Origin of the sequence: Pseudomonas corrugata (assembly GCF_001269905.1) — a bacterium.
Lineage (GTDB): Bacteria > Pseudomonadota > Gammaproteobacteria > Pseudomonadales > Pseudomonadaceae > Aquipseudomonas > Aquipseudomonas corrugata.
This window is the reverse complement of record NZ_LHVK01000009.1, coordinates 164,917-190,573: the sequence shown is the minus strand read 5'-3', so window position 1 is coordinate 190,573 and position 25,657 is coordinate 164,917. Positions and strand designations below refer to the sequence as shown.

Sequence of the window (25,657 nt, the reverse complement as noted above, 5' to 3'; positions counted from 1 at the left end):
ACGCTCATCCGGCCACCCTTAAGGCAGGCAGCAACGCAGGATTAATTCACTACCATCGACCTCTTTTATCGAAGCAGAGAGGTCGTCGTGGAGCGGTTATCCATGCGTAAGATTCGAGAAGTGCTACGTCTCAAATTCGAGGTCGGCCTATCTGCCCGCCAGATCGCTGTCAGCTTGCAAGTGGGTCGAGCCAGCGTCGGTGAGTACCTCAATCGCTTTGCTGCCAGCGGCCTGACTTGGCCTTCTGCGCTGACTGACGCCGAGTTGCAACGGCATCTTTTTCCGCCGCCGCCTGCCGTTCCCAGCGATCAACGTCCGATGCCCGACTGGGCTCATGTTCAAACCGAGTTACGCCGCCCCGGTGTGACGTTGGCCTTGCTCTGGCAAGAGTATCGACTCAGCCATCCGCAAGGCTTCCAGTACAGCTGGTTCTGCGAGCACTATCGCCTTTGGGCCGCCAAGGTCGATGTGGTCATGCGCCAGGAGCATCGAGCCGGAGAAAAGCTGTTCGTCGACTACGCAGGCCAGACCGTGCCGGTCATTGACCGGCGAACCGGCGAAATCCGCCAAACGCAGATCTTCGTTGCCGTGCTTGGAGCGTCGAGCTACACCTTTGCAGAAGCCACTTGGTCGCAGAAACTGCCTGACTGGCTGGGCTCGCATGCTCGCTGTTTTGCTTTTTTCGGCGGCACATCGCAGATCCTGGTACCGGACAATCTGCGCAGCGGCGTCACCAAAGCGCACCGTTACGAGCCCGATATCAACCCCAGTTACCGCGACCTGGCCGAGCATTACGGCGTGGCCGTGTTGCCTGCCAGATCTCGTAAGCCTCGGGACAAAGCCAAGGTCGAAGTCGGCGTGCAAGTGGTCGAGCGCTGGATCCTCGCGGCCCTGCGCAACCGCCAGTTCTTCTCGCTCGGCGAACTCAACACGGCAATCAGCGTGCTGCTCGAACGTCTTAACCAAAGGCCCTTCAAAAAGCTGCCCGGCTCACGCCGCTCAGCCTTCGAAACCATCGACCAGCCCGCACTGCAACCGCTGCCGGAGCATCCTTACGTCTACGCCGAATGGAAAAAGGTGCGAGTGCACATCGACTACCACGTCGAAGTCGACGGCCACTACTACTCGGTGCCGTACCAACTGGTGAAGCACCAACTCGAAGTACGCCTGACCGCGCAGACGGTGGAATGCTTCCACGCCAACCAACGTGTGGCCAGCCACCTGCGCTCGCAGCACAAAGGCCGCCACACTACCCAAACCGAGCACATGCCCAAGAGCCACCGCGAACATGCCGAATGGACACCACAACGGCTGATCCGCTGGGCAGAGCAGACCGGCCCGAACACCGCTGGCGTCATCGCCTACATCCTCGAACGCCGAATCCACCCGCAGCACGGCTTCCGTGCCTGCCTGGGCATCCTGCGCCTGAGTAAACAGCACGGCGAAGAGCGGCTGGAAGCCGCTTGCCAGCGTGCGCTGGCACTGGGCGCATGCAGCTACAAAAGCCTCGAATCGATCCTGCGCCAAGGTCTGGAGCGCCTGCCGCTGGCCCAGCAAAACCTGCCGCTGTTGCCCGACGAGCACATCAATCTGCGCGGCCCCGGCTACTACCACTGACCTGAAAAAGGAGCTTCGAAATGCTACCCAACCCAACCCTGGACAAGCTGCAAACCCTACGACTGCACGGGATGATCAAGGCGCTGAGCGAGCAACACTCAACGCCCGACATCCACGACCTGAGCTTCGATGAACGTCTTGGCTTGATGGTCGACCGCGAGCTGACGGAGCGTGAAGATGCTCGCCTGACCACTCGCCTCAAAGCCGCTCGACTGCGCCACAACGCCTGCCTGGAAGACATCGACTACCGCAGCCCGCGCGGCCTGGACAAGGCGTTGATCCTGCAACTTGGCAGCGGCCAGTGGCTGCGCGACGGCCTGAACCTGATCATCGGCGGCCCGACTGGCGTAGGAAAAACCTGGCTCGCCTGCGCGCTGGCGTAGGAAAAACCTGGCTCGCCTGCGCGCTGGCCCACAAGGCCTGTCGCGACGGATACAGCGTGCGCTACCTGCGCCTGCCGCGCTTGATGGAAGAACTGGGTCTGGCCCACGGCGACGGCCGCTTCGCGAAACTGATGGCAGGGTATGCCAAGACTGACCTGCTGATCCTGGATGACTGGGGCTTGGCACCGTTTACCGCTGCGCAGCGGCGCGACATGCTTGAGCTGCTGGACGACCGCTACGGCAACCGCTCGACGCTGGTCACCAGCCAGATGCCGGTGGACAAATGGCATGCGCTGATCGGCGATCCGACCTTGGGCGACGCGATCCTCGACCGACTGGTGCACAACGCTTATCGGATCGAACTGAAAGGCGAATCGATGCGCAGGCGCGCAACGAAATTGACGGCAACACAGACTTCAGACTAACAATGCAAACCTGCGTCGCTGCGCTCCGACTGCCTGGCCGGATGACCGTGGAATAGGTGGCCGGATGTTGGTGGGCTGGGTGGCCGGATGGTGTGGAATGCGCAAACTGCCAGTCCACCTGTGCATCTACACTACGAAACGATCAATCCGAGGTCATCATTACCGCTATGGTAACGATATCCCCTTTTCTTCAAGATCCTTTCGATTTCAATGTTGAAGCTCAATAAGCTAGAGCTCATCCGCTACTAAAGCCCCGCGGGTTTCCGTCCCATATGGTTAAAATTCCTCTGGGGCCCCAGCGGTATCCGCCATGCCCAAACCGTTACAAACTGACGAGTGAAGAGCGACCCCGTGCGCAGAAGCAGTCGATAGACACTTGATCAAAAAAACCGTAGCTTTCCGTAAAGTACTACGATCAGGCTTTGAGAGCTGGCGATTTGTAGTCTGTGCCCTCCTCACATGGAGCAGCTAGCAGCTCGGATATTGACAAGCCGAACCTCGAAAGGAACGAGACCAATGAACATCAATTCTTACCTTTCAGAAATTGAGCACGCCGCTCGCTCGGTTATAGGCCTTCTCTGGGAGGAACATCGACAGGTTGAAGAGCTTCAAGCTCAAGTAGAGAAGCTCAACGTTGAAGTTCATGATGGCTATCGAAGAGCTGCAGCTTGGAAGGACTCTGAAGATCCTGACGATGTAATGGCGGAGGCAGGGATTCGCTGGGAAACGTACTTTGGCCCAGATAAACAGCGTAACGATGTAACGGATCGTCTAACCCAAGCGCACGACCAGCTCGCAGCGCGAGCATTTTCACGATCCTCAATGGCTGCCAGCCTCTTACAATACGCAAAACAGGGAATTTCGATAACTCAATCGAGCTTCGATGCTTGTCCTGACGGTTACGCAATCGGCACCCAGGTATTGAAGCAAGTGATCTGGCAGGGTCGAAATCAATCCACACATTGGGAGGAAGGTAAGCCTCACAAAGCGGTTACAGTATGTTTCGATCTGCTCACTGCAGAAGCTGGCGGACAGTTTGCCCCCTACAAAACTCAGAATCTTGCATTTGAAGTCGTGACTTTACTGGGATGGGATAGTTATGAGGTGTTCGAGGCGGACCTCCGATCTCTGGCCTAGCGATACATAGCTACGAAGGGGTTGCATGATGCCGAATACTGGCCAGCAAACGCGATCATGTGTCCCTACACATCCCGAGATAGCAAACCTCTCTGAAGGGCTTGTGTTTACTGGAACACTACAGTCTCCCTCGGTACAAAAAAGGCCTTGCTGGACAAGACCTTTTTTAATCCGGGCGGCACATAGCACTGCTGCCCTACCTCACCTCAACAATATCCAACGCCCGATTCGCCAACAACTCGCTTAACTCAATCACCTGCTGAATCCCCAACGCCACATGCCGCCGTGATCCATCCAAGTCGAATGCCAAATCACTGATCATGGCATTGGCCGAAGCCAGGTTTTCACTGAGGCTGGCAAGCAGGCATTCAGAATCAACATCAGAAGCGATGCAAAAAATGGTGTTGGGGTTGTCGGACGTTTCTTTCTCGGGCTTGGGATTCAGATAGAAATCCAAGGCTCGCGTAGCAGCGTCGTCGATTTTCTTGTTGCGCGCTGACTGGGCGCGGGAGACGTGCTCGTCTGTTACTGGGGGGTTCGGTGTAATTTTGACCATGACCTTAGCTCTCTTGGTTGAGGCTACGACCCGCTCGCGACTAAACGATTGGGAGGCAGCTGTACGCAGGTTAGTCGACCGACGAGCTAAGAAATCGGCGCGCCCGAGGGCGCCCTGCGCACAGCCACCATCGAGTGCAGGGATGGGGATACCTGACTGACGGACGCTTGAGCGACTTAGCTACGACGGGCGACTAAACCCGATCACTGATGAGCAGTGACAGGTCCAAACTACCGACACCACCCCAGGCGCACAAGCCGGCGGATTCTGGCGTAGTTGTAGGCAAAGGCGCAAGGCGATGTGAGCTCTAGGGCACGACCTGACGGTGGGTGGTCACGATGAAGGGGCTGCTCGCCCAGGGCACTTTGCTCCAAAACAATCCTGTTCTTCTCCACTTCTTTGATACGCGCCTGGTCCGATGCCCCTGCCGGGTAGATATCACTGAGGTTGGGCATGTTAGAGCCGGCAAACTATGCCACCGGCAAAGGCGAAATCTTTGCCGTCCACCTTATACGATTTAGGCAACGTCTTCATTTGCTCCAACGTGAACGAAAGGTACTCGCTATCGGCACCCCATCTATCTTTGTATAAAATATCATCATATTACTTTAAACTCTTCTATCAGCAGTTCGACAAACTTGTCCTTCGCACGATGAACCTCAACATTCTTGTTCCACATGAAATAATTTTGTATAGGCGTCAGATCATCAAACATATACCCACTGATACTTCCGATGTTTTTGAACTGTTCATACATCCCCCTAGGAACTAAGGAGGCTCCGGCACCGGAGCTAACGCAGCCAAGAATGGTGCCATAACTGGCTATATCAATTATGGGGCTCGACACCTCATGCATCCTCAGCCAGTTTTCCAGCGATCCCCTATACGGGCATCCTTCTGGCCACATGAATATATCCATGCCACTTAAATCCTGTGGTTCACTTATCCGCGCCGCCGTCGCAGAAGCGATCAACACCAGCTCTTCCTTGTAAATCTCAGTGGCAGCAATATCTGGATGTTCAGGTCTGACGGCGATGATTGCCCCATCAAGTTTATGGTTAACCACATCGATTAATAACTGCGACCAATCGCCAGTACCAAACTGCATTTGCACCAGAGGATAGAGATGATGGTACCTTGACAACAACTTGGGCAATCTACCTGTAGCTGACGATTCAATAGCGCCAATTCTCAAACTTCCCGAGGGCGCTGCCGTAGGATCGAGAGCTCTTTGTGACTCCTGACACAAGGACAATATTCTATTCGTGTAGCCAAGAAACAATTTACCGGCAGGACTGATAACGAGCCCTCTACCTTGCCTTATGAACAAGGAAACGCCAAGCTCCCTTTCTAAAAGTTTAATCCTATTTGTAATATTTGACGGAACACAGTGCAACAGTGCAGCAGCACGAACAATACTACCTTGATCGGCCACGGTCTTGAACATAGTTAGCTGAGAGAGCTCCATCCCACTACTCACTGAAAGTGAATTATTCGCTGAGTATAAGTCACTTGTTGCGCACCCTCAAGTCGCTTAATATTTAGAAGCTGATTTTCAAGGAAGGTAAATCAGAACAATCCAAGAGCATTAAATAATTCGATCATTTTCAAGGAAAGATACCTATGAACTCAGCATCACAGCAACGTCGCTTCGATATATTTGAAAGCAAGTCTATGCAAGAGTTTGGGGAGTTTTTTGTTGAGTCACTGCCCAAGCACATACGAAACTTAAAAATTCCCGGACGAACCATATTTGAAAATCACCGCAGGGAACCCTCGCCAGCTCACATAGTGCAAATATCCGAACTTCAAGATGCCATGCTTGAGGTGCTTCGCCATCCAATTACACAAGAAGCCCATTTCCATACTGAAAGCGCATTCAGAGCCTTCCTTAGAAAGCAAACGGCGGACCCTACTGTTCTGATGTTTTTCAATGGATGGAATGAAACTCACAAAACCACTAGTTTAGTTTCAGCTAAAATCATCATGCGATTATCAGCAGACGCGATATCTTTACCGGCTGAAAAGCGAGCTGGCTATAACAACGTTATGGCACACATGCATGAAGTTGTGAAAGACGATTTCGGGCTTGGACACCAAGGTCACGATGGCATGTACGAATATATGACATCAGCTTTTGGAGCGACAGCTTGGGTTGAAGATCAGTATAAATTAAACGAATGCAACGAATTTTCACAATTTCTATATGACATTGGAGTTGCGGAATATAAATCCCCCCTCAACTCAGCGGCGCATAAGGGCTCGATATTGGATGCCATGATGGTTTCGATTTCTTCAGAGCTGTGGAATGGTCGGGAGTATAATTTCATCGCTCAACACATAGAGAATAAGTTACTCGAGGTTAATCCGGACATGAGAGCGGATACTTTGCGCTTTCGCAACGCCAAAAGTTATGTAATGGGTCATGCCGGTGAAGTGGAAAACAAGCATGGCTTGCATGCTTTGGCCGCAGCACAAGCCTATGGCCGAACGGTAGATATAAATTTTAAGCCAAGCCGATTAAAAGGAATCATGCTTAGTTACAACGAACGAGTAGGAAAAGCTTTTGCGGCAATGCACCGCGCCCTGAGCTCATATGCGTAGGCTTACTATGCCGCAGAAAAACTTCAATTACCCCCTGCAACAAGTCGCAGGCTAACCGACCTCCAAGAGAAACCAGTTTCAACTTAAGGGAATGCCATGACTTGGAAATTCAAGTTTCTACAGGATCTCCTATATGGATTTTGATCAAGCTATGGTCGCGCTGGGCTTTTTTGCCTTTTGCGGCGGTTTGATAGATGCAGCGGTAGGAGGTGGCGGGCTTGTACAAGTACCAGCGCTTTTACATGCCCTCCCCCAGCAAAGCCTGGCCACAGTTTTCGGGACTAATAAATTTGCCGTTCTGGCGGGAAATACCTCTTCCATATTCAGTTATCTGAAACGAATTACCATCGTATGGAGGCTGATGCTTCCCACCATGTGTTCAGCGTTTGTCTTTGCTTTCCTTGGGGCCGCCGTAGTATCCATTGCGCCCAAAAAGCTGATGGAGTTTGTTGTCTTTTTCATCCTGATAGTCATGGCTATTTATACCTTCAAGGAAAAAAGACTTGGGCTGGTAGGCTCCAACAAACACTGCGGAACGAAGGAGATTGCGTTAGGTATTCTTCTTGGCGGCTTGATCGGTTTCTATGATGGTGTCTTTGGCCCTGGTAGCGGTAGTCTGCTGCTTTTCATCTTTGTTAAGTTTTTTGGCTTCGATTTTTTAAACGCATCAGCATCGGCAAAGTTGGTTAATCTTGGCACGTTTAGCGCAGCACTTATGTTTTTTGTTCCGTCTGGGAATGTCTTATGGGCGGTAGGGGGCGTGGTTGCTCTGTGCAATATCGCCGGCTCGCTCACCGGTGTCTTTTTGGCACTGCGTTATGGAAGCGGCTTTATAAGAGTTTTCTTCCTAGTGTTGCTTGTTTTTTTAATAGGCCGGATGGGACTGACTATTTTTTCGTAGGCAATCCTGCTCCTGCAAACGCCTGCATAAGGTTCGCGGCGTGTGGTTCGGTGCTTGGGCCATGCTGAACAGGCTCGGTATCTCGTTTCACCCTCACTCGTTGCCTACCAGTGATTTGGTTGTCCCAAGCCCGACCCATTTTGGCGAAGCGACGTACTAGGCGCTCTCGCCCTTCTCCCCCGACTCATCGCTATGCACCACCACCAACAACTGCGCCTGAACATCCCCCACCGAACGCAGCCGATGGGGCTTCTGCGCATTGAAATGCAAGGCGTCGCCGCGATTCAGCAGCACGCGCTCGTTCATGAAGTCCACTTCCACCTGTCCCTCATGCACGAATAGAAACTCCTCCCCCGTGTGTTCCTTGAACGCGTGGTGCGCAGTGAATTCGGTCGCGGGATAGAGGATGAAGGGCAGCAGGCTGCGCTCGGAGACCTGATGGGCCAGGACCGCGTATTCGGAGCTGCCGCTGCTCGACGCCAGCGAGCGCCGGTCTTCACTGCGCACCAGGCTGTAGCTGTCGAGTGAGACGTTCTCCTCTGAGAACAATGCTTCGACGTTCACGTTCAGCGCCTTGGCGAGCTTGAGCGCGGTGGCGATGGAGGGCGTGCTCAGCCCGCGTTCCACCTTGGACAGGTAGCTCTTGGTCATCCCGGTTTTTTCGGCCAGGACGTCCAGTGTCATGCCGAGTTTTTTCCTGAGCAATTTCAAGCGAATGGACATAGGTAACCAAAATTTCCTGGGAAACGGACAATCAAAGATTGCAAATGACACTTTGTGTCATATAGTATTTTTTGTGTCATTAGCACCTTCCTTTCAAAGCTTCCATGACGCGGATCAAGAACGGTCAAAGAACGAATCAGGAGAACGGATATGAGCAAGACACTGGCGACGCCCAAGGACCAGTTGGTCCTGCATGCTGTCAACCAGATGCAAAAAACACTGCCGGATAATACGTGGACTGTACGACAAAAGCTGGCATTGACCTGCCGTATCCTGTTCGAGAACGGTCACGACTCGGGCCTGGCCGGGCAGATTACCGCGCGCGGGCCGCAGCCGGGCACCTACTACACCCAGCAATTGGGCCTGGGCTTCGACGAAATTACCGCCGGCAATCTGCTGCTGATCAATGAAGACCTGGAGGTGCTGGAGGGCCACGGCATGCCCAACCCGGCCAACCGTTTTCACACCTGGGTCTACCGCGCCCGGCCGGATGTGAATTGCATCATCCACACCCACCCGACCCACATCGCCGCACTGTCGATGCTGGAAGTGCCTTTGCAGATTTCCCACATGGACCTCTGCCCGCTCTACGAAGATTGCGCGTTTCTGGAGGGCTGGCCGGGTGTGCCGGTGGGCAATGAGGAAGGCGAACTGATCGCCGGCGCTCTGGGCGACAAGCGCGCCATCCTGCTTTCCCACCACGGCCAGTTGTCCACCGGCGCCACGGTGGAGGAAGCCTGCAACATCGCCCAACTGATCGAACGCGCCGCGAAGCTGCAACTGCTGGCCATGGCCGCCGGCGAGGTGAAGCCGATCCTGCCTCACCTGGGTCGCGAAGCCCATGACTGGATCGCCCGCCCCAAGCGTCATGCGGCCGCCTTCAACTACTACGCCCGGCAGAACCTGCGCCAACACGCCGATTGCCTGAACTGAACCCATTAGGAACCACGCCATGTCTACCCCCAATATCCACGGCATCATCGGTTACACCATCACGCCCTTCTCCGCCGACGGCCAAGGCTTGGACCTGGACGCACTGGGCCAGTCCATCGATCGCCTGATCGACAGCGGCGTCCACGCCATCGCGCCTTTGGGCAGCACCGGCGAAGGCGCTTACCTGAGCGATGCGGAGTGGGATCAGGTCAGCGAGTTCAGCATTGCCCGCGTCGCCGGCCGGGTGCCGACGGTGGTCAGCGTGTCGGACCTGACCACCGCCAAGGCGGTACGCCGCGCACGCTTTGCCCAGGCGAAGGGCGCCGATGTGGTGATGGTGTTGCCGGCCTCTTACTGGAAACTGAGCGAGGCGGAAATCCTCGCGCACTACCAGGCCATCGGCGCCAGCATCGACCTGCCCATCATGCTGTACAACAACCCGGCCACCAGCGGCATCGACATGTCCGTGGAGCTGATCCTGCGGATTTTCAACGCGGTGGCGAACGTCACCATGGTCAAGGAGAGCACCGGCGACATCCAGCGTATGCACCAGCTGCAGCTGTTGGGCGAGGGCCAGGTGCCGTTCTACAACGGTTGCAACCCACTGGCCCTGGAAGCCTTCGCGGCCGGCGCCAAAGGCTGGTGCACCGCAGCGCCGAACCTGATCCCGCAGCTCAACCTCGACCTGTATGACGCGGTGCTAGCCAACGACCTGAGCCGGGCCCGGGCGCTGTTCTATCGTCAACTGCCGCTGCTGGACTTCATCCTCAAGGGCGGCTTGCCGGCCACCATCAAGGCCGGTCTATGCAGCCTGGGCCTGGAAGTGGGCGATCCGCGCTTGCCGGTGTTCCCACTCGACGAGGCACGTGTCAGCCAACTGCAAACGATGTTGAATCAATTGCGCTGAATCGCGCTGGGCGATTGCAACCGACAGGTGGGCCATCCTGTTCGGTCGCTGTCGTCCTAATGGGTGAGCGCCGCCATGGCCACCGAGGTAATGAGATGAACACCTATCGCCCCTTGAACTGCGACTTGCATGACTACCTGGAGATCACCTGCCTGTACGGCTACACGCTGGACATCGAACTGACTGACGGCCAACGCCTGACAGCCCGTGCGATCACCACACGTACCGCTCGCACGCGGGAGGAGTTTCTTGAGGTTGAAACCGCGGAGGGTCGTCGGGAGATACGTCTGGATCACTTATTGGCGATTACACCGCGGGATGAGCACGCCAGGTTTGGACGGGTTGTGCTGGCACTAGGTGACCAGCCTTTGGACGCTTAGCTAGGCATCACCTCACCGGCCTGTTCCAACGCCAACCGGTGCAAGGTAACAGCGGCGAGTTCAATCTCATCACCCCAGCTCACATCGAAACCCCATTCGCCCAATTGGGCGGTGGCGAACAGCGACAGGTCTTCCAAGGGTTTGAGCGCCGGAAATTGGCGAACGTGTTCGCGCAGGTCCACGTCGTAGCGCTTACCGTTGACGAACTCCACCTGCAAGGCATGTTTGCCAGGGGCAGGTTTCACGCTTTTTATTTTCGCTTTGCTGATCATCAGTCAGCTCCTCCGGAAGATGTTGCTGCGGGTTCGTCCTGAAGTGCGTACCGCCGCTACTATTGCAACCCAAGCCTCCGGCCAATGGCTCACGACCGCTCACTGATGAGCCGCGACAGGACTCAAACTACCGGCGAGGTCCAAGGCGCACAAGCCGGCGGATTCTGGCGTAGTTGTAGGCAAAGGCGAAGGCGATGTCGGCTGTCAGCTTTGGAGATAGGATCTGATCGCCCCGCTGGGGTCGGCCTATGCTGCCGTCCCCGAACCTGGGCATAGCCCCTCATCAGGCTTCAATGACGCTGGACTGGCTGGATAGTGCTATCTTCTTTTGATAGCATGCCCAACATGAAGAACAGACACCGAAAGACCCTTGACGCGATCTACCGAACGCCAACCAGCGCAGCGATAGTGTTTGCTGACATCGAGGCATTGGTCATTCATCTGGGCGGCCAAGTGTTGGAACGCGAAGGCTCGCGGGTCAAGCTCGTGTTACGAGAGGCCCAGTGGCGCTGCCATCGGCCGCACCCTGGAAAAGAAGCCAAGAAATATCAGGTAGAAGAAGCTCGCGAATTTCTCCAGCGAGCAGGAGTTGAGCTATGAATAGCATGACCTATAAGGGCTATACCGCCCGAGTTGAGTTTGACGAGCGTGACGACATCTTCGTCGGTCGAGTTCTGGGCGTGCGTGACATCATCAGCTTTCATGCCGACTCAGTGACGCATCTGCGTGCCGAGTTTGCCAGTGCTGTTGAGGATTATCTGGCGGACTGTGCCGAGCAAGGCGTCAGCCCTGAGAAACCTGCTTCAGGGAAGGTGATGCTGCGCATTCGTCCTGAAGTTCATGCCGCCGCTACCATTGCCGCTCAAACCGCTGGAAAAAGCTTGAACCAATGGGCTGATGAGGTATTTGAGCGCGCGGCGCACGTCTGACCGCCAGTGTCGGTGATACAAAGCTTTCCTGCTTCGACACCAAGTCCCTTCCGACACGCCCACAAAAAAAGGGTCTGCCAAGCCAGACCCTTTTTTATGTTGCTCAGGCAAGCGACTCTCCCTTACCTCACTTCAACAATGTCCAGCGCCCGATTCGCCAACAACTCACTCAACTCAATCACCTGCTGAATCCCCAATGCCACATGCCGCCGGGTATGGGTTCTATACCGGCCAGAACCGCGATTGGGAAATGGTCGACGTCGTTCAACTGGTTCCTCGCGCCGATCACTACGTCGCCGACCTGGGATTCGGGGGTTCGGCCGGTTTATGCGGTTCTGAGTGTTCGTAGAAAAGGCCTGGCCGAGGCCGGCCACGACTATCATCCGGCCCCGAAAACACAAGAAATAGTTGGTTTTCCTGACTTGAAGTGAGGAATCAAAAAGACACCCGTACAGGGAGGTGGAGGCCTACGACATCGCTGGCTTGATGCTAAGGGCAGAACAATCTATGAATGGGATTCCTCACACGGCGAATTGGAAGCCTATCGCTCAAGCGATGGAAGCCACCTAGGGGCATTCGATCATCTTACTGGCGAGCAGACAAAGGCCGCCCAAAAAAACCGTAATATCAAAAAGTATTTGTGAGGATTAAATTGGACTCAAACTACGACTGGAATGGTTCGACAAGCAAACTGAATGCTACGAAGGAGAAGAGTACTCGAAAGATTTGGGCGAAGATGGCGCTGTCATTGAGGCCCTAGGGATTCCAATCAAAAACAATATAAATAATGGCGGCTTCAATGTTTCCCAAGAATGGATAAAAATTCTCCAACCTTATTTCCAGCATTCAATTGATTGGTCCACCTATGTCTACCAGATTTCCTTCGATTATCGAGATAGTTGGTAGCCGCAGAGAGAGAGTAACCAGTAAAAACCACCCTGCTTTGGCTAAACGATTTGGGGCCGCTGCGCAGCCCCAGCGAGGCGGTGAGATGATTCGCTAAATCCCCTCGCCACAAATTGACGGAGTTCTTGGATAACGGGTCGTAGCAAGCTGCCAAGTGCTTCCTCCTGATGCAACTGTTTACAGCATTACTCCACATACCTCACATCAAACGACCCTCTGACAACTTGGCCTTCCGTATCAGCGAAAGAATAGACACCTTTAAAAAAGCTGAAGAATCTGCCGAACTCTATAGTGATTGTCCCTGTACTGACCGAATGACGCTTACCCTCTTCGTCGATGAAAACCCACCGTATAGAGGGACCATCAAAATCACCGGGATATTGAAACGTTTTCATGTCGCTACCCGCTTGTGCGGCCGGGAAGCCGATAAAAATCGCGGCATCGTCTTTTTTTCCTCGCTTCCACGCTCTCAGCCCTCCTTGCAGAAATCCGCCGCTGGCGTTGTTGCCATCACTGTTGAACAACGTCGCATTGACCTCTGTAAAAGTTACCGAAGATGGCGTATTGACGATAATCGTGCCGACCATGCGGGCATCTGTTTTTTTCTTGTTGGTTGTCATGTTTGAACCCTCAGTGCTGTGACTCAAGGCGCCGATAAGACAGCGCAAAGGGATATAAGCATCAGATATACCCATCGACTACTGTCAGAAGTAACAGCTGGTAAGACCTTTTTAATGAGCTGGTTGTGAGTGATCTGCAAAAAACGCAATAACCGTGGGAGCAAAGCTTGCTCGCGATGGCGGTAGTCAATCAGCAATAACGACCTGCCGCTAGCGCGAGCAAGCTTGGCTCCCACAGGTTTTGCAGCGTTTGATCCTGCTGTTTCTTTTAGCCGCCCGGCAAAAATCTTTCGCTTTATCCCCTCCCGCAAAGCTCCCATCCGCTCCAGCAAAGTCGCCGCGTCCCCTCCCCCTCGATAATGCCCGCTTCGCTTGCAGTCCCCTTACCCGCCAACACCGTGTAAACCCATGAACCTACGCACCTTCATCCGTAGTTATTGCCTCAAGTCCAGGCTCGCCATGAGTGCGCTGATCCGGCTGCACCGGGCGCTTTCTTTCATGGCCGGGTATCTGGCGCGGTTGGGCGTCGATTCCGAGCGGTGGCCGGTACCTCGTGATGAGGGGGCCGCGAACAGGCAGGCCAATACCATTTGCCCGGAGCTGGCCGCAACCGTGTTCAGCCATGCGCGGGAAGGGGCGATGCTGGTCGACCCCTTCGGGCGGGTCATCGGTGTGAACGAGGCGTTCACACGCCTGACCGGTTATGGGCAAGACGAGGTCAGGGGCCGGGACTTGAACTCCCATCGCATGGTGCGGCGGCTCGCGGCGTTTTATGCGCCGATGAAGAATGCGCTGGATTTCCACGGGCATTGGTCCGGGGAAATCCAGAGCAGCCACAAGGACGGTCGGGAGATGACCTCGCGCATCAGCATCAGTGCCGTGCATGACTGGCACGGCAATGTTCAGCATTACGTGGCGCTGTTCAGCGACATGACGCAGATCAAGCAGCGCCTGCAGTTGCTGGAGCGTGACGCCCGGTATGACGCGCTCACGCAACTGCCGAATCGGTTGCTGTTGGCCGAGCGGATGCGCCAGGCATTGGGCAAGGCACGTCTCCTTCAGCAGAAGGTAGCGATTGCGTTTATCGACCTCGATGGCTTCAAGGCCTTGAACGACGGTTATGGCCATGACTGGGGCGATCGGGTGTTGCAGATCGTCGCGGCGCGGATCAACGCAACCCTGCGTGAGAGCGATACGCTGGCGCGGCTCGGCGGCGATGAATTTGTGGCCGGCTTGGTGGGGCTACAGAAGGTGGAAGACAGCGAGCCGTTGCTCAGGCGCATGCTGCAAGCGGCCAACGCGCCCATCCTGATCGGCGCCCAGACGGTGGAGATTTCCGCCAGTATCGGCGTGGCATTTTTCCCCGAGCACGGTCAGGAGGTTGATGGGCTGATCAGCAAGGCGGACCAGGCGATGTACCTGTCGAAAAAGGCCGGCGGCAACCGTCTGGCGTTTTGTCCGACCCGCTTCATCTCCCTCAATAACGAAGCCTGAGGGTGGTACCGAGGGTTCTTTCGCTGCCGAGCTGTACGCCGTAGTCACCGGCGCCCAGCAGTGAGTAGACGGCGGTGATGTAGTGGCGGTCGAAGACGTTGCGCACCCAGCCTTCCACTTCCCACCCACGGTCCTGGCGGCGCAACCCCAGGCGCAAATTGGTGAGGCCGTAGCTGGGCTGATAGCTGCCCTCGCCGCCTTCAAGGGTGCCGTAGTAACCGGTCCGGAAGCTGTAGTCGACGCCGCTGTAGGCTTGCAGCCCGTACGGCAGCGGATGGGTATGGTCCAGGCCGCTGCTGAGGCTCCACTCGGGCGCATTGTAGAGCCGGTCGCCGCTGAGGTCGCAGGTCCACTGGCCCGAGGCCGGCGGACACGGCGCGTTGGGGAAGCTGCGATAGCGCGCGTCGCTCCAGGCCAGGCCCAGGCGCCCGGTGAGTCGGGGGGACAAGTGCCAGACAGAATCCAGTTCGATCCCGTGCATGCGCACCTTGCCGACGTTGATCAAGTTGTCCCGCAGCGGTGGCGCAAACATCGACGTCGACGGGCTGTAGGTGAGCGCCTGGTAGTTGTCGACGTCGGTCTGGTAGACGGCGAGGTCGAGCAGCGCCCGCTCGTCCCAGAACCGCGTCTTCATGCCCAACTCCAGCGACGTGGCGCGCTCCGGCTCGAAGGTGGGCGCGGCGAACGGGCCGACCACGTCGAAGTTGATGCCGCCGGCCTTGTAGCCACGCGACCAACTGACGTAGCCCATCACGGCATCGCTGAAGCGGTAGCTGGCGCTGAGGAGGCCGGAGACGTTGTCCTCCTTGATCGAGTCCTGGCGGTAATAACCACCCCCTAGGGCGATGTCCCTCAGCAGTTGGCCGCCCGCCTGGAATGTCGGTGGCAGGCCGGCCAGGGAGGCCAGGTGACTGACGTCGCGGGAAACCCAGCCGTCCTTGCGCTCCTGGCTGTAGCGCAGGCCGCCGGTGAGTTCGAGGGGGTCGACGGGGCGCCAGGAAACCTGAGCGAATACGGCCCGGCTGTCGCCCTTCTGCTGGCCGTCGTAATGTTGCCGGGCGCCGTCCAACAACTGGGGCGGCACCTGCCGCGGATCGGTGATGGTGATGCCGTAGAGCTTCTGCAATTGCTCCAGTTGGTCGCCGACGAACCAGGGCGCGGCGTCCTTGCCGAATTCGACGTCGATATCACGGTCAAGCTGCTGGCGCAGGTAATAGAGCCCGGCGACATAGTCGATGGACGAGCCGGCCGTGCCGGACAGGCGCCATTCCTGGCTGAACTGCCGGTGCCCCAGCTCGGTCTCGGACTGAGCCACCGACAGCGCGGTACTGTCGCCGTCGCGGGTGGCGCGGTAGTCCCAGTCACGGTAGGCGGTGATGCTGGTCAAGCGCATCGCTTCGTCCAGGTCCCAGTTCAGTTCCAGGGAGACGCCGTCCTGCAGGGTTTGCGGGTGCCCCGGAGCGTTGATACGAACTTCGCGTTGGTCTGGGTCAGACGCAGGCAGCGGGTAGCCGACAAACCGGGCCCGCTGGCGGGTCTGCTGGCTGTAGTGGTTGACCAGCAGCACGTTGCCGGCCTCGTTCTGCCGGGCATGGTCCGCGATCAGGCGCGCACTGAAGTCCGCGCTCGGCGTCCACAGCAATTGCCCGCGCAGGCCTTGGCTGTCAGCATCACCGAGGCGGGCGCCGTCTTCCAGGTTTTCCACTTGCCCGTCCATCGAGCGCTCGAAGACGTTCAGCCGCCCGGCCAGTACGTCGTCGCGCAGCGCTCCGGAAACCGTCCCGCGATATTCACGTAGACCGTGTTCCCCGTAGCTGGCCTCCAGGTTGGCCTCGGGTTGGAACGTCGGTTGGCGAGTGATGATGTTCAGCGCGCCCGCGGTGGTGTTCTTGCCGAACAGGGTGCCCTGGGGCCCGCGCAGCACTTCGATGCGCTCGATGTCCATCAACTCGGTGAAGGCCATGCCCTGGCGCGCCTGGTAGACGCCATCGACGTAAGGGCCGACGCTGCCTTCCAGGCCATCGTTATAGGTCGTGGCGCCGAAGCCGCGCAGGCCGAAGCCGGCATAGCGGGCGTCATGCCCGGACACCACCAGCCCGGGCACGCGCTGCTGGACATCTTGCAGCGTGTGCAGGCCGGCTTGGTCCAGTTGCTCGCCGTAGAGGACGTTGATCGGGATCGGCACGTGCTGCGGGTCTTCCTCTCGGCGGCGCGCAGTCACCGTGGTTGCCTCAAGGACTACGGGGCCGGGCGACACCGCAGGCGCGGTCGGCGATTGCGCTTGCTCGGCATCAGCCCACGCCCAGGGCAGTGCCGACAGGCTGCCGAGCAAGAGCAACCGATAACACCGACCGGGCATGCTATTGCTCCCGAGCCATCGGGCGCACCCTGTCCGCATCAGTGAGTGCCTTGACCCATGCCAGCAATTCACGGCTGTCGGCCGGCTTGAGCAGGACCGCATCGAACGTCAGGTCCTGGGGATAGCCCCCCGGCCTGCGGGGCGGAACCGCCGAATAAAGCAGCACCGGGCAATCGTGTCCGTGCTCGCGCACCCGTCGCAGCAGTGCCCAGCCGTCCATGCCGGGCATCATCTGGTCGCTGATCAGCAGGTCGACCGGCTGCTGGGCCAGGCAGGCCAAGGCGTCTTCGCCGTTCGCCGCGAGGCTCACGTCACACCCGTAGCCGGCCAGCAGGTCATACAGCCATTCGCCGTTCTGCTCGACATCGTCCACCAGCAGGACATGCAGACCTTGGCCATCAAACGGTTCGGCATGGCTATCGACGATGCCATTTTCAAGCTCGTGTTCCTGGGCGAACTTCAGTTGCAGGCGAAAACTGAAGCGGCTGCCGCCCTGCTCGCTGGCCTGGGGTTCCAGCCGGCTGCCCATGCGCTCCAGCAGTTGCGCGACGATGGACAAGCCAAGCCCGCTGCCTTCGTAGCGTTGCGCATTGCGGCCACGACGGAAGGGTTGCAGCAGTTGTTCGAATTCTTGTGGATCGATGCCAATGCCGCTGTCGATGACGCTGAAGACCAGTTCCACTGCGTCAACGGTCGCCCCTGGAACAGCGCTCACTTCAAAACGGACCTGGCCGTTACGGGTGAACTTCGCCGCGTTGGTCAAGAGGTTCATGAGGACCCGCCGCAGCCGTTTGAAATCGGCCTCTACCAGCGCCGGCAGGTCCTGCGCCAGAACGGCTTCGAAGGTGTTGCCCTGTCGCGCGGCGAGGAAGCCCGCCTCCTCTTCGATCTCCTTCAGGAACCCGTACAAATAACCCGGCGCGAGGGTCAGTTGCATCTGTTCCAATTCCCCCTGGGAGAACTCGAGCATCTCGTCGATCAGCTCCAGTTGCTGGCGGGCGTTGCGCTCGATATTGGCCGGGTACTCCCGGTTCGGACCCGCGTGCAACAGGCGCGAATAATCGATGATGCGCACCAGTGGCGAACGCAGGTCGTGGCTGATGCGGGCCATCAACGCACTGCGTGCCGCCAGTGATTCGCGCAGCTGTGCCGTGCGCAGTGCCACGGTACTTTCCAGGCGCTCGTGCTCGGCCTGGCGCTGTTGTTCGAGGGTGGACAAGGCGTGCTTTTCCCGATACCGGCTGCGGCTGACTTCCATGATCAACGTGCACACCAGCAACGCCACGCCAGGCAGGGTCGACGACAGGCTGTGCTTGCTTTGCGGCGATTGCCAGGGCAACTGTTCCTGTGGGAAGAAATAGCGCATCAACAACTGCGAAAGCAGCAGCCCCGGCACCAGCCACGCCATCCAGTTGTAAGTGAGCCGCCTGCGCCACGCCATGAATAACGTAGCCAGGAGCGAGCCGTAGAAACTCAAGAGCGACACCTGGACCATCTGCGCGCCTTGGACCGGATCGACCTTCAACCACCAGACCCGGCCAAGGGCACAGCCCAGCAGTGGCACCCAATAGCTCCAGCCAATGATCCTCGGTAGCCGGGCCACCTGTAGCAACACGCGCATGTAGGCGAGGAACAGGACGAACGAGGTCACGCTGACGCACGCCAGCAGTTCGCGGGTCCAGCCAAGCGCCGTGGGCCAGTAGATCAGGTAGCCGTTCACGATGCAGGTCAGCAGGATATAGCTCAGTACCGCGCCCGCATTCACGCTCAGCAATCGGGAGCGCAGGATCCAGCCGACGATCAGCCCGAACGGGACGACCAGCAGGACAATGCCCAGGGTCAGACCGTCGCTCAGGTAAACCTGTTGCTGGCTGCGCAGCAGCGCCGGTTCAGACCACAGTTGTGGCTCCAGCAGCATCTGGAAGTTGCTGGTCACCCGGATGAACAGGGTGGTGCTCTGCCCAGCCGCCAGCGTGACCGGGAACGCCGGCTGGCGCGCCGCTGGTTGGGGCCATTCGGCGAGGGGATGGGCGCTGCCTGCCTGGGCACCGCGCCAGTGTCCGTCTTCAGATTGGTAGACGCGGATGTCTTCCAGCCGCGGCGCCCCAATCACCAGCAGGCGCGAGCAGGCCCTGGCGCTTGCATTGATGAGTTGCAGTTTCAACCAGAATGCCGAGCGGCTATAGCCTTGCGCCGGCCAATTCGCGGTCGCAGTGTTGAATCGGGCGTCGGGCAGTTGCGCAATGTCCTCCAGGCTCAACCTGGCCTGGGGGTCTTCGACAATCCGCATCGCGGGCATCACGTCCAGCTGTTCAGCCTGGCAGATATCCACAGGCGCCGCGCGCAGCAGGCCGGCGGACAACAACGTCATCGCCAGCAACAAAAATTGCAGGCCCCGCATCAGGCGCGCCCGGCCGACTCGGTATCGACGATGCCCAGGGTTTGCTGGCGAAACTGACTGGGCGTCATGCCGATGCGTTGACGGAAGGCCGTGGTGAAGTTGCAGGCATTGCGAAAGCCGATCAATTCGGCAACGTCTTGCACGCTCATGGCGCTTTCACTCAACAAGGCCTGGCCGCGACGCAGCCGCGCATCGCGAATGTAAGCGAACACGGTCAGCCCCAGATGCTCGCGAAATATCCGGGAAAGGCGTTTTTCATGGGTGCCGACTTTTTGCGCCAGTTGCATCAGGGAGGGCATGTCATCGAGGTGCTGTTCAATCCATCGCATCGCGGCGCGCAGCACGATCTCGTCGCCCTCCGGTTCCGGGTCCGCCGGGCTGGCTTGATGGGTCGGCGGCGCGCGCCAAGTCAATTGCAGGTGGATCCTGATTCGCGCCAGCACTTCTTCGGGGGCGCAGGATTTGGGGATGTAATCGACCGCGCCCACGGTCAGCCCTTCCAGGCGCTCCAAGGTGCTGTTGGCCGAAGACAAGAAGAGTATGGGCGTCTGCCGGGTCGACGGTGCCTCGCGCAGCAGCCGGCACAAGCTGAAACCGTCCATGTGCGGCATGTGTACATCCAGCACGATCAAGTCCGGGCGCAAGGCCAGGGCCCGCTGATAGCCCTGGTGGGCATCGCTGGCCAGGGAAATGCGCCAGGGTTGGGCCTTCAGCAGAATGAGCGTGGCACGAAGGTCCTCCGGGACATCGTCGATCAGCAGGATATGCGGCAGCGCGTCGCAAGACACCGTCGCGCCCCCGGACACAGTCGTCCGCCTTTCGTCTCGTCCGTCGTCCATTCGCTACGTTCTCTTATCGTGCTTTTGCCAACGTCAATGCCGAAAGGCAAAGGTATCGCAAAGACAATGGAGGGGTCGGTAAAAATCGTTATACCGATAGCGGCAGGTGCGGCGAAGACTTGAAGAGGGCGGATCGTCCGTGGCCTTCTCCGCGTCAGATACCGGCGCTGAAGCGGTCTCGCAGCGAGACTAAGGATCAAACGACGCAAAACCTGTAGGAGCAAAGCTTGCTCGCGATGACGGCAAACCAGTCAACATTGCTGCTGACTGACTTACCGCAATCGCGAGCAAGCTTTGCTCCCACAGGTTTGTGGCTTAACTGATTGGCATTAGGCTGAGGGGGCGTTGGGGCTGCGGTGCAGCCCAGCGGGGATGAATCCCCTCGCCACAGAGCGGCCCGGTCGTTATTCAGTGTTTACAGCATTGTGCTTTCCAAACCCACCATGCTCCCGATACCACGCCACTGTATCCGCAACGGTCACTTCCAGATCCCGGAAGCGCAGCCCCAGCGCCTGCTCGCTCTTGCGAGGGTCGAAACAGAAAACCTGTAGGAGCAAAGCTTGCTCGCGATGACGGCAAACCAGTCAACATTGCTGCTGACTGACTTACCGCAATCGCGAGCAAGCTTTGCTCCCACAGGTTTGTGGCTTAACTGATTGGCATTAGGCTGAGGGGGCGTTGGGGCTGCGGTGCAGCCCAGCGGGGATGAATCCCCTCGCCACAGAGCGGCCCGGTCGTTATTCAGTGTTTACAGCATTGTGCTTGCCAAACCCACCATGCTCCCGATACCACGCCACTGTATCCGCAACGGTCACTTCCAGATCCCGGAAGCGCAGCCCCAGCACCTGCTCGCTCTTGCGAGGGTCGAAACAGGTGCGATGCTCCTCGCGTATCACCAGCCGCAACGTCGCCAAGCTCAACAGGATCGGCTTGCCGGTCAGCCGCGCATAAATCTCCTGCGCCGTCGCGAGGGCGTATAGCAAGGGCAGCGGCAGTTGCCGCGAAGGGGTCTTGACGCCCGCGATACGGCCCAGCACCGGCACCAACTGCCCCATGGTCATGTGCCGGCCCGCTGCTAGGTAGCGCTCGCCTCGCTGTCCCAGCTTGGCTGCGGCAATCAGTGCCCAGGCCACGTCGCGGGCATCGACCACGGCAAAGCTGCCGGGGATCAGCCCGGGCAATTTGCCGTTCACGACGTCCTTGACCAGTTGTCCCGAGGACGTCGGGCCCATGTCGCCAGGGCCCCACATCCAGCCGGGCAGGACCATGCAGGCGTGCATGTCGGGATGGGCGTCCAAGAAGGTCAACACGACACGGTCGGCGAGGATCTTGCTGCGGTAGTAATCGTCCGCATCGGCCTCGGCCCGCAGGCAGGTTTCATCGATGGACGCGCCGGGTTCACCGTCGAGCACAGCGATGGAAGAGGTGTGGATAAATCGGCGTATGCCCCCGCGGTACGCCTGATGAAGCAGGTCTCGGGTGCCGCCGACGTTGATCGCTTCAAGCGCCGCCCAGTGGCTGCCGCCCTTGTAGTTATCGCGAAAGAATGCCGCCGTGTGGAACACCGTATCGCAGCCTTGCAGCGAAGCGGCGAAGGCATCGACATCGGCCATGTCGCCGACAATCAGCTCCACACCGGGCAGGTCACTGAATTGCTGTTCGCCTTTGCTTCTGGAGCGGACCAGGGCTTTGACGGCATAGCCACGCGCAACCAGTTCCCGTACCAGGTTGTTGCCGAGCAGGCCGGTGGCGCCGCTCACAAATACGTTGCGCATGACTCAAGCCTCGCCCAGTTCGGCGGACGGCAGCAACACCGCGCTGTCGAAGAACACTTCTTCATGGGTGGCCAGCCCATCCTTGAAGATGAAGTGCGCCGCAAAGTGCGCAGTGATGTGCCGACCATGGGGCGGTATCACCCGCTCAGGCAGCACCAGGGGCGCGGTGAAGGTGCCGGACAGTACGGCGACCAGTGCCAATCGATCCTCGGCGACCATGAAGGGGCTGAAGGTGATTTCGGCGTCGGGCAGCGCTTCGAACAACGCGAATTCCCGTTTGCGCATGGCCTCGCGACCAATCTGAATGCCCGTGCCATCGAGGTAGATGAAGTCCTCGCTCACCAATGCAAGCATCGCCTCCACATCACGGCAATTGAAGGCTCTTGAGGCGCGTTCCGCGTAGTCGTTGGGGCCGGCGGTCATACAGTCCACTCCGTGGGTTTCGAAGGGCCGTAGATATACCGTTGGCGCCGCTTTTGAAAAACAGCGACTACTGCATAATGGCTTTGCACATATGCAAATCAGGGAAGACAGGACGCATGGCATCGCAAGCGAATTGGGACGATCTTCGATTGCTGCTGGCCGTCTCGCGGCGGGGCAGTTTTCTTCAGGCGGGGCAGTTGTTGGGAATCGCGGCGTCTACGGTGTCGCGTCGCCTGACGCAGTTGGAAAGCGCCTTGGGCGAACCCCTTGTCGAGCGGGGCGTCGAAGGCTGTTGGCTGACCTCGCGAGGCCAGTCGCTGGTGGAAGTCGCCCTGGCCGCGGAAACCGGTTTGCGCCGACAAACCGTTACGAGCCCGCCCGGGCGCCAAGCTGAGCTCAGTGGCAGCGTGCTGGTCAGTGCCGGGGAGGGTTTCTCTTCCTCCGTGCTGGAGGCCGCGAGCCGCTTCACCGCCCTGCACTCCAATTGTTCAGTGGAATTGCTGGCCACCGCCGAATTCCACAAGGTCGTCCGCGGCGTGGCAGACATTGCGGTGCGCACCGCCCACCTGGGTGAACCGTCATTGATCTATAAACACATCGGCCGGGTCGCCTATGGCGTCTTCGCCGATGCGCAGTATCTGAAGCGATCTCCCGTGCTCACCCCAGCCACCGCAGCCCATATCGCCTTGCTGCCCCCGCTGGACATGCTGACGCAACTGCGCGCGGCAAAAGCCGGCGGCCTGGAGCGTGCGCCGATCAGCGTGAACTCTTTCACTGCACAAATCGAGGCGGTGCGGCGAGGCATGGGGGTGGCGGTATTGCCTCGGGTATTGGCGCAGGATCTGATCGAGGTGTTTCCAGAGCTGCCTATTCCAGATCTGGAGGTCTATCTGGTGAGCCGACCCCAGGCGTTGAAGCAGGCGCATATCAAATGTTTTTTCGGGATGTTGGAGCAGGTGTTGCTGGAAAGTGTGTCCGGGGGTTAGGGCTTGGAAAGCCGCGTACTCACCTGGCCAACTGCCGCTTCCAGGCTTCATGAATGAGCTCCGGCCTGGCGGTAAAACGCGACATGTGGCGTATGCCAACCACCGGCACTCGAACGCCAGCAATGGTCGCGGTGAAGCCGAATGTTGCGGTATGCGAGCCGGTACAGATGTGGTCGATAACCTCGCCTTGACCAAATGCCGCATAAAGAATGCTGGCAGCAGAAGGCGCCCGGAGCGAGTTGCTGTAGGCAACGATCAACTCAGGGCGACTCAGCTTCATGGTCGCCTCGGCGAAAAACCGCATGGATCGCTCGGCAAGCACCCGATGACTGCCAAGCGCCGATGCCTTGGCCGCTCTGCCGATTGAGGCGGCGTCCCTGGAGCACAGCAGCAAAGCGTTGGTGTAAAGGGTTTCGGCCTTGGTGAATCCGAGTTTGTCGGGCAACGTGCTGAGCTGATTCGCCAGGCGAGTGCTTCCCCATTTGCCCTCTACGCCAAGCCCCACATTACAGACCTCGGGCTGTTGGAAGTCGCCTTCGATGGCGGAAACGTTGGTGAAGTCCTTGTCGGCCTCAGAGCCGTTGAACCCCATCACGATCAGCCTTTTCTGTTCCGGCGGCGCTGCCAGCACGTTGAACGCGCAGTCATACGGACGCGAGGCGAGAGGGCCCAGTTCGGTTTCGTTCAAGGCATTCAGGATCAGGTTCAAGGTTGCTTGGGGCATGTGGGGTATCCATCAATTGCCACCGTGTCGTGGCTCGGGGTGGGACTGTTGATCGCCAGCTTACAACTGTCTCTGCTTCAATGTATCCAACCGAATCGATATCGCGTCGCGGATGAGTAAACCGGCATTATTCCCAGCAGGCTGATGCTTCGCAGTTCACCGCCGAACGCAGCCGACCATACGCCTCCACCAGTTGCTCCAGCGTGAACGCACGATTCCTTCCACTCGGATTCGGCAATACCCAGACCCGCGCATTCCCGAACGGACTCGGCTGAGGCCCCCACATCACCTGTTTCTGCCCGGTCAACGCCGCATACGCCGCCTTCCCGAGAAAAGCGACACAGCGGGGAGCATACCGGAGGATCTTCTGTTCGAAATCCACGGCGGCGGCGGTGAATTCGTACGCCGACAGTTGGTCGGCACGGGCGGTCGGTCGCCGGACCACAGCCGTCAGCCCATAGCCATATTCCAGAATCGACCGATCCCGTTGCGGCGAAATTTCTTCATGAGTGAAGCCGGCCAGGCGCAAGGTTCGCCAGAAGCGGTTTCCGCGCCCGGCAAAATGATGTCCTTGGGCGGCAGCCGTCAGCCCAGGGTTGATCCCGCAGAACACGACCGAAAGGTCCGGGCTCAGGATGTCTTCGAGTGCGTTGTCGCTCATGAACCGCAAATCACATTGACCGCAGTGCGCACCAACTCGGTCAGTTCGGCCCGGGATTTACCCGCCCTCGCCCGTATCGAAACACTGTGCAGCAAGGAGGCAGCCAGCACTGCCAACGCGGCCGGATCGGCCTTGGCTTTCAGTTCGCCGGCGTCGACCGCCCGTTGCAACCGCGCTTCAAGATGGGCGTCGAGCCGGCTCAAGCGATCCGACAGCACGTCGCGAATCTGCTGATCCTCCACCGCCTCGGTGGTCGCGGTACCAATCGCGAAACAACCCCGGGGTTGGCCGTCCCCGGAAAAATAGATCGCCAGTTGCCCCTCGTAGAACTGCGTCAGCGCCTGTTCCAGTGTCAGGCTGTCGTCCATCAGCGCTTGTTCCATGGCCGCCGAAGCCGTCTCCCAGTATTGCTCGAGGGCCTTGATGTAGAGGGCGTGTTTGTCACCGAACGCTGCGTACAAGCTGGGGCGATTCATGCCGGCGGCGGTGGCGATGCTGTCCAGTGACGCGCCGGAGTAGCCGGTGTTCCAGAACACGCCGAGGGCTTGGGCCAAGGCGGTCTGCGGGTCGTAGGCGCGTGGACGGCCGCGGCCTTTCGCCTCCGCAATCTTTTTTTGTGCCATGTCGTACAAAATCCTTGTAAGGGGATCGGATCGAGGGATATTCTTACATCATCGCACAAAATTAAGGAACCAGAAATTC

The 25,657-nt window shown here is 58.3% G+C and carries 25 protein-coding genes and 3 pseudogenes; 14 read left to right on the top strand and 14 right to left on the bottom strand.

What is annotated here, in order from left to right; all coding sequences use genetic code 11:
* Positions 1 to 102 precede the first annotated feature (102 nt).
* From istA to AD665_RS14870, 3 genes and pseudogenes are all read left to right on the top strand, one after another.
* On the top strand, positions 103 to 1,617 hold the full coding sequence (gene istA / locus AD665_RS14880; protein WP_053192610.1) for an IS21 family transposase: 1,515 nt from the start codon (positions 103 to 105) through the stop codon (positions 1,615 to 1,617).
* Between the two features lie 20 nt (positions 1,618 to 1,637).
* A pseudogene (locus AD665_RS14875) lies at positions 1,638 to 2,425 on the top strand (ATP-binding protein).
* 516 nt (positions 2,426 to 2,941) lie between these two features.
* Positions 2,942 to 3,562, top strand: coding sequence for a hypothetical protein (locus tag AD665_RS14870; protein WP_053192608.1), 621 nt, complete (start codon positions 2,942 to 2,944; stop codon positions 3,560 to 3,562).
* A gap of 196 nt (positions 3,563 to 3,758) precedes the next feature.
* Here AD665_RS14870 and AD665_RS14865 read toward each other — a convergent pair whose 3' ends face one another.
* Both AD665_RS14865 and AD665_RS14860 read right to left on the bottom strand, forming a co-directional pair.
* Entirely contained in the window at positions 3,759 to 4,118 is a 360-nt protein-coding gene (locus tag AD665_RS14865; RefSeq protein WP_053192607.1) for a DUF6124 family protein, read from the bottom strand.
* Positions 4,119 to 4,716: 598 nt separating this feature from the next.
* On the bottom strand, positions 4,717 to 5,586 hold the full coding sequence (locus tag AD665_RS14860) for a LysR family transcriptional regulator (RefSeq protein ID WP_053192605.1): 870 nt from the start codon (positions 5,584 to 5,586) through the stop codon (positions 4,717 to 4,719).
* A 155-nt stretch (positions 5,587 to 5,741) separates the two neighbouring features.
* On the opposite strand from AD665_RS14860, the gene AD665_RS14855 reads away from it, so the two are divergent.
* Positions 5,742 to 6,722 (top strand): hypothetical protein, encoded by a 981-nt coding sequence (locus AD665_RS14855; protein WP_053192603.1) that lies wholly within the window; start codon positions 5,742 to 5,744, stop codon positions 6,720 to 6,722.
* 133 nt (positions 6,723 to 6,855) lie between these two features.
* Positions 6,856 to 7,623, top strand: a complete 768-nt coding sequence (locus tag AD665_RS14850; protein ID WP_053192601.1) for a sulfite exporter TauE/SafE family protein — start codon at positions 6,856 to 6,858, stop codon at positions 7,621 to 7,623.
* A 156-nt stretch (positions 7,624 to 7,779) separates the two neighbouring features.
* On the opposite strand, the gene AD665_RS14845 is transcribed toward AD665_RS14850, so the two are convergent.
* Complete coding sequence (locus AD665_RS14845; protein WP_053192599.1) at positions 7,780 to 8,346, bottom strand: helix-turn-helix domain-containing protein; 567 nt, start codon at positions 8,344 to 8,346, stop codon at positions 7,780 to 7,782.
* A gap of 150 nt (positions 8,347 to 8,496) precedes the next feature.
* Between AD665_RS14845 and AD665_RS14840 the strand changes: the two genes are divergently transcribed.
* The 3 genes from AD665_RS14840 to AD665_RS14830 all read left to right on the top strand — a co-directional run bounded on the left by AD665_RS14840 (position 8,497) and on the right by AD665_RS14830 (position 10,566).
* The gene (locus AD665_RS14840) at positions 8,497 to 9,279 is read left to right on the top strand and encodes an aldolase (protein WP_053192597.1); all 783 of its coding nucleotides are present in this window, start codon (positions 8,497 to 8,499) and stop codon (positions 9,277 to 9,279) included.
* A 19-nt stretch (positions 9,280 to 9,298) separates the two neighbouring features.
* Positions 9,299 to 10,186: a dihydrodipicolinate synthase family protein gene (locus tag AD665_RS14835; RefSeq protein WP_053192595.1), complete on the top strand. Its 888-nt coding sequence runs from the start codon at positions 9,299 to 9,301 to the stop codon at positions 10,184 to 10,186.
* 95 nt (positions 10,187 to 10,281) lie between these two features.
* Positions 10,282 to 10,566: a Rho-binding antiterminator gene (locus AD665_RS14830; RefSeq protein ID WP_053192593.1), complete on the top strand. Its 285-nt coding sequence runs from the start codon at positions 10,282 to 10,284 to the stop codon at positions 10,564 to 10,566.
* On the opposite strand, the gene AD665_RS14825 is transcribed toward AD665_RS14830, so the two are convergent.
* Complete coding sequence (locus AD665_RS14825) at positions 10,563 to 10,838, bottom strand: DUF2442 domain-containing protein (RefSeq protein ID WP_053192592.1); 276 nt, start codon at positions 10,836 to 10,838, stop codon at positions 10,563 to 10,565. The two genes, AD665_RS14830 and AD665_RS14825, sit on opposite strands and share 4 nt — an antisense overlap.
* Before the next feature lie 345 nt (positions 10,839 to 11,183).
* Between AD665_RS14825 and AD665_RS14820 the strand changes: the two genes are divergently transcribed.
* A complete protein-coding gene (locus AD665_RS14820; RefSeq protein ID WP_053192865.1) occupies positions 11,184 to 11,438 on the top strand; it encodes a type II toxin-antitoxin system HicA family toxin in 255 nt (84 codons plus the stop codon).
* The gene (locus tag AD665_RS14815) at positions 11,435 to 11,767 is read left to right on the top strand and encodes a type II toxin-antitoxin system HicB family antitoxin (protein ID WP_024777022.1); all 333 of its coding nucleotides are present in this window, start codon (positions 11,435 to 11,437) and stop codon (positions 11,765 to 11,767) included. Before AD665_RS14820 ends, AD665_RS14815 begins: the two co-directional genes overlap by 4 nt.
* Before the next feature lie 122 nt (positions 11,768 to 11,889).
* Here the strand turns inward: AD665_RS14815 and AD665_RS28175 are convergent.
* Positions 11,890 to 11,982, bottom strand: a pseudogene (locus tag AD665_RS28175) (DUF6124 family protein); the annotation flags it as partial.
* On the opposite strand from AD665_RS28175, the pseudogene AD665_RS26925 reads away from it, so the two are divergent.
* Positions 11,979 to 12,411, top strand: a pseudogene (locus tag AD665_RS26925) (colicin E3/pyocin S6 family cytotoxin); the annotation flags it as partial. The pseudogenes AD665_RS28175 and AD665_RS26925 sit on opposite strands and share 4 nt — an antisense overlap.
* Before the next feature lie 7 nt (positions 12,412 to 12,418).
* A complete protein-coding gene (locus tag AD665_RS26920) occupies positions 12,419 to 12,673 on the top strand; it encodes a colicin E3-like toxin immunity protein (protein WP_080996590.1) in 255 nt (84 codons plus the stop codon).
* A 185-nt stretch (positions 12,674 to 12,858) separates the two neighbouring features.
* Here the strand turns inward: AD665_RS26920 and AD665_RS14810 are convergent, their stop codons facing one another.
* Complete coding sequence (locus AD665_RS14810; protein ID WP_024777021.1) at positions 12,859 to 13,293, bottom strand: hypothetical protein; 435 nt, start codon at positions 13,291 to 13,293, stop codon at positions 12,859 to 12,861.
* Positions 13,294 to 13,701: 408 nt separating this feature from the next.
* Here AD665_RS14810 and AD665_RS14805 point away from each other — a divergent pair, with 408 nt between their 5' ends.
* Positions 13,702 to 14,787, top strand: a complete 1,086-nt coding sequence (locus AD665_RS14805; RefSeq protein WP_024777020.1) for a sensor domain-containing diguanylate cyclase — start codon at positions 13,702 to 13,704, stop codon at positions 14,785 to 14,787.
* On the opposite strand, the gene AD665_RS14800 is transcribed toward AD665_RS14805, so the two are convergent.
* The 5 genes from AD665_RS14800 to AD665_RS14780 form a co-directional block, all read right to left on the bottom strand.
* Positions 14,771 to 17,146 carry a TonB-dependent receptor gene (locus AD665_RS14800; RefSeq protein ID WP_053192589.1) on the bottom strand — a complete coding sequence of 792 codons (2,376 nt, stop codon included), beginning with the start codon at positions 17,144 to 17,146 and terminating at the stop codon, positions 14,771 to 14,773. The genes AD665_RS14805 and AD665_RS14800 overlap by 17 nt on opposite strands.
* A gap of 1 nt (position 17,147) precedes the next feature.
* Entirely contained in the window at positions 17,148 to 19,547 is a 2,400-nt protein-coding gene (locus AD665_RS14795; protein WP_053192587.1) for a hybrid sensor histidine kinase/response regulator, read from the bottom strand.
* Entirely contained in the window at positions 19,547 to 20,353 is an 807-nt protein-coding gene (locus tag AD665_RS14790; RefSeq protein ID WP_392396986.1) for a helix-turn-helix domain-containing protein, read from the bottom strand. Before AD665_RS14790 ends, AD665_RS14795 begins: the two co-directional genes overlap by 1 nt.
* Positions 20,354 to 21,123: 770 nt before the next feature.
* Complete coding sequence (locus tag AD665_RS14785) at positions 21,124 to 22,161, bottom strand: SDR family oxidoreductase (RefSeq protein ID WP_053192585.1); 1,038 nt, start codon at positions 22,159 to 22,161, stop codon at positions 21,124 to 21,126.
* A gap of 3 nt (positions 22,162 to 22,164) precedes the next feature.
* Positions 22,165 to 22,584: an ester cyclase gene (locus AD665_RS14780; protein WP_053192583.1), complete on the bottom strand. Its 420-nt coding sequence runs from the start codon at positions 22,582 to 22,584 to the stop codon at positions 22,165 to 22,167.
* Positions 22,585 to 22,700: 116 nt separating this feature from the next.
* Between AD665_RS14780 and AD665_RS14775 the strand changes: the two genes are divergently transcribed.
* The gene (locus tag AD665_RS14775; RefSeq protein ID WP_053192581.1) at positions 22,701 to 23,570 is read left to right on the top strand and encodes a LysR family transcriptional regulator; all 870 of its coding nucleotides are present in this window, start codon (positions 22,701 to 22,703) and stop codon (positions 23,568 to 23,570) included.
* Positions 23,571 to 23,589: 19 nt separating this feature from the next.
* On the opposite strand, the gene AD665_RS14770 is transcribed toward AD665_RS14775, so the two are convergent.
* The 3 genes from AD665_RS14770 to AD665_RS14760 form a co-directional block, all read right to left on the bottom strand.
* The gene (locus AD665_RS14770; RefSeq protein WP_053192579.1) at positions 23,590 to 24,294 is read right to left on the bottom strand and encodes a hypothetical protein; all 705 of its coding nucleotides are present in this window, start codon (positions 24,292 to 24,294) and stop codon (positions 23,590 to 23,592) included.
* A 127-nt stretch (positions 24,295 to 24,421) separates the two neighbouring features.
* Entirely contained in the window at positions 24,422 to 24,955 is a 534-nt protein-coding gene (gene mug / locus AD665_RS14765; protein WP_024777593.1) for a G/U mismatch-specific DNA glycosylase, read from the bottom strand.
* A complete protein-coding gene (locus AD665_RS14760; protein WP_024777592.1) occupies positions 24,952 to 25,578 on the bottom strand; it encodes a TetR/AcrR family transcriptional regulator in 627 nt (208 codons plus the stop codon). Before AD665_RS14760 ends, mug begins: the two co-directional genes overlap by 4 nt.
* Positions 25,579 to 25,657: the final 79 nt, after the last annotated feature.

What these genes read in the sequence shown, in the direction of transcription:
- AD665_RS14870 (WP_053192608.1), top strand. Translation starts at nt 2,942, where the DNA reads ATGAACATCAATTCTTACCTTTCAGAAATTGAGCACGCCGCTCGCTCG.
- AD665_RS14845 (WP_053192599.1), bottom strand. Translation starts at nt 8,346, where the DNA reads ATGTCCATTCGCTTGAAATTGCTCAGGAAAAAACTCGGCATGACACTG.
- AD665_RS14795 (WP_053192587.1), bottom strand. Translation starts at nt 19,547, where the DNA reads ATGCGGGGCCTGCAATTTTTGTTGCTGGCGATGACGTTGTTGTCCGCC.
- AD665_RS14850 (WP_053192601.1), top strand. Translation starts at nt 6,856, where the DNA reads ATGGATTTTGATCAAGCTATGGTCGCGCTGGGCTTTTTTGCCTTTTGC.
- AD665_RS14830 (WP_053192593.1), top strand. Translation starts at nt 10,282, where the DNA reads ATGAACACCTATCGCCCCTTGAACTGCGACTTGCATGACTACCTGGAG.
- AD665_RS14820 (WP_053192865.1), top strand. Translation starts at nt 11,184, where the DNA reads ATGAAGAACAGACACCGAAAGACCCTTGACGCGATCTACCGAACGCCA.
- AD665_RS14840 (WP_053192597.1), top strand. Translation starts at nt 8,497, where the DNA reads ATGAGCAAGACACTGGCGACGCCCAAGGACCAGTTGGTCCTGCATGCT.
- AD665_RS14785 (WP_053192585.1), bottom strand. Translation starts at nt 22,161, where the DNA reads ATGCGCAACGTATTTGTGAGCGGCGCCACCGGCCTGCTCGGCAACAAC.
- AD665_RS14825 (WP_053192592.1), bottom strand. Translation starts at nt 10,838, where the DNA reads ATGATCAGCAAAGCGAAAATAAAAAGCGTGAAACCTGCCCCTGGCAAA.
- AD665_RS14810 (WP_024777021.1), bottom strand. Translation starts at nt 13,293, where the DNA reads ATGACAACCAACAAGAAAAAAACAGATGCCCGCATGGTCGGCACGATT.
- AD665_RS14835 (WP_053192595.1), top strand. Translation starts at nt 9,299, where the DNA reads ATGTCTACCCCCAATATCCACGGCATCATCGGTTACACCATCACGCCC.
- AD665_RS14860 (WP_053192605.1), bottom strand. Translation starts at nt 5,586, where the DNA reads ATGGAGCTCTCTCAGCTAACTATGTTCAAGACCGTGGCCGATCAAGGT.
- mug (WP_024777593.1), bottom strand. Translation starts at nt 24,955, where the DNA reads ATGAGCGACAACGCACTCGAAGACATCCTGAGCCCGGACCTTTCGGTC.
- AD665_RS14800 (WP_053192589.1), bottom strand. Translation starts at nt 17,146, where the DNA reads ATGCCCGGTCGGTGTTATCGGTTGCTCTTGCTCGGCAGCCTGTCGGCA.
- AD665_RS14775 (WP_053192581.1), top strand. Translation starts at nt 22,701, where the DNA reads ATGGCATCGCAAGCGAATTGGGACGATCTTCGATTGCTGCTGGCCGTC.
- AD665_RS14805 (WP_024777020.1), top strand. Translation starts at nt 13,702, where the DNA reads ATGAACCTACGCACCTTCATCCGTAGTTATTGCCTCAAGTCCAGGCTC.
- AD665_RS14760 (WP_024777592.1), bottom strand. Translation starts at nt 25,578, where the DNA reads ATGGCACAAAAAAAGATTGCGGAGGCGAAAGGCCGCGGCCGTCCACGC.
- AD665_RS14815 (WP_024777022.1), top strand. Translation starts at nt 11,435, where the DNA reads ATGAATAGCATGACCTATAAGGGCTATACCGCCCGAGTTGAGTTTGAC.
- AD665_RS14855 (WP_053192603.1), top strand. Translation starts at nt 5,742, where the DNA reads ATGAACTCAGCATCACAGCAACGTCGCTTCGATATATTTGAAAGCAAG.
- AD665_RS14770 (WP_053192579.1), bottom strand. Translation starts at nt 24,294, where the DNA reads ATGCCCCAAGCAACCTTGAACCTGATCCTGAATGCCTTGAACGAAACC.
- AD665_RS14780 (WP_053192583.1), bottom strand. Translation starts at nt 22,584, where the DNA reads ATGACCGCCGGCCCCAACGACTACGCGGAACGCGCCTCAAGAGCCTTC.
- AD665_RS14865 (WP_053192607.1), bottom strand. Translation starts at nt 4,118, where the DNA reads ATGGTCAAAATTACACCGAACCCCCCAGTAACAGACGAGCACGTCTCC.
- istA (WP_053192610.1), top strand. Translation starts at nt 103, where the DNA reads ATGCGTAAGATTCGAGAAGTGCTACGTCTCAAATTCGAGGTCGGCCTA.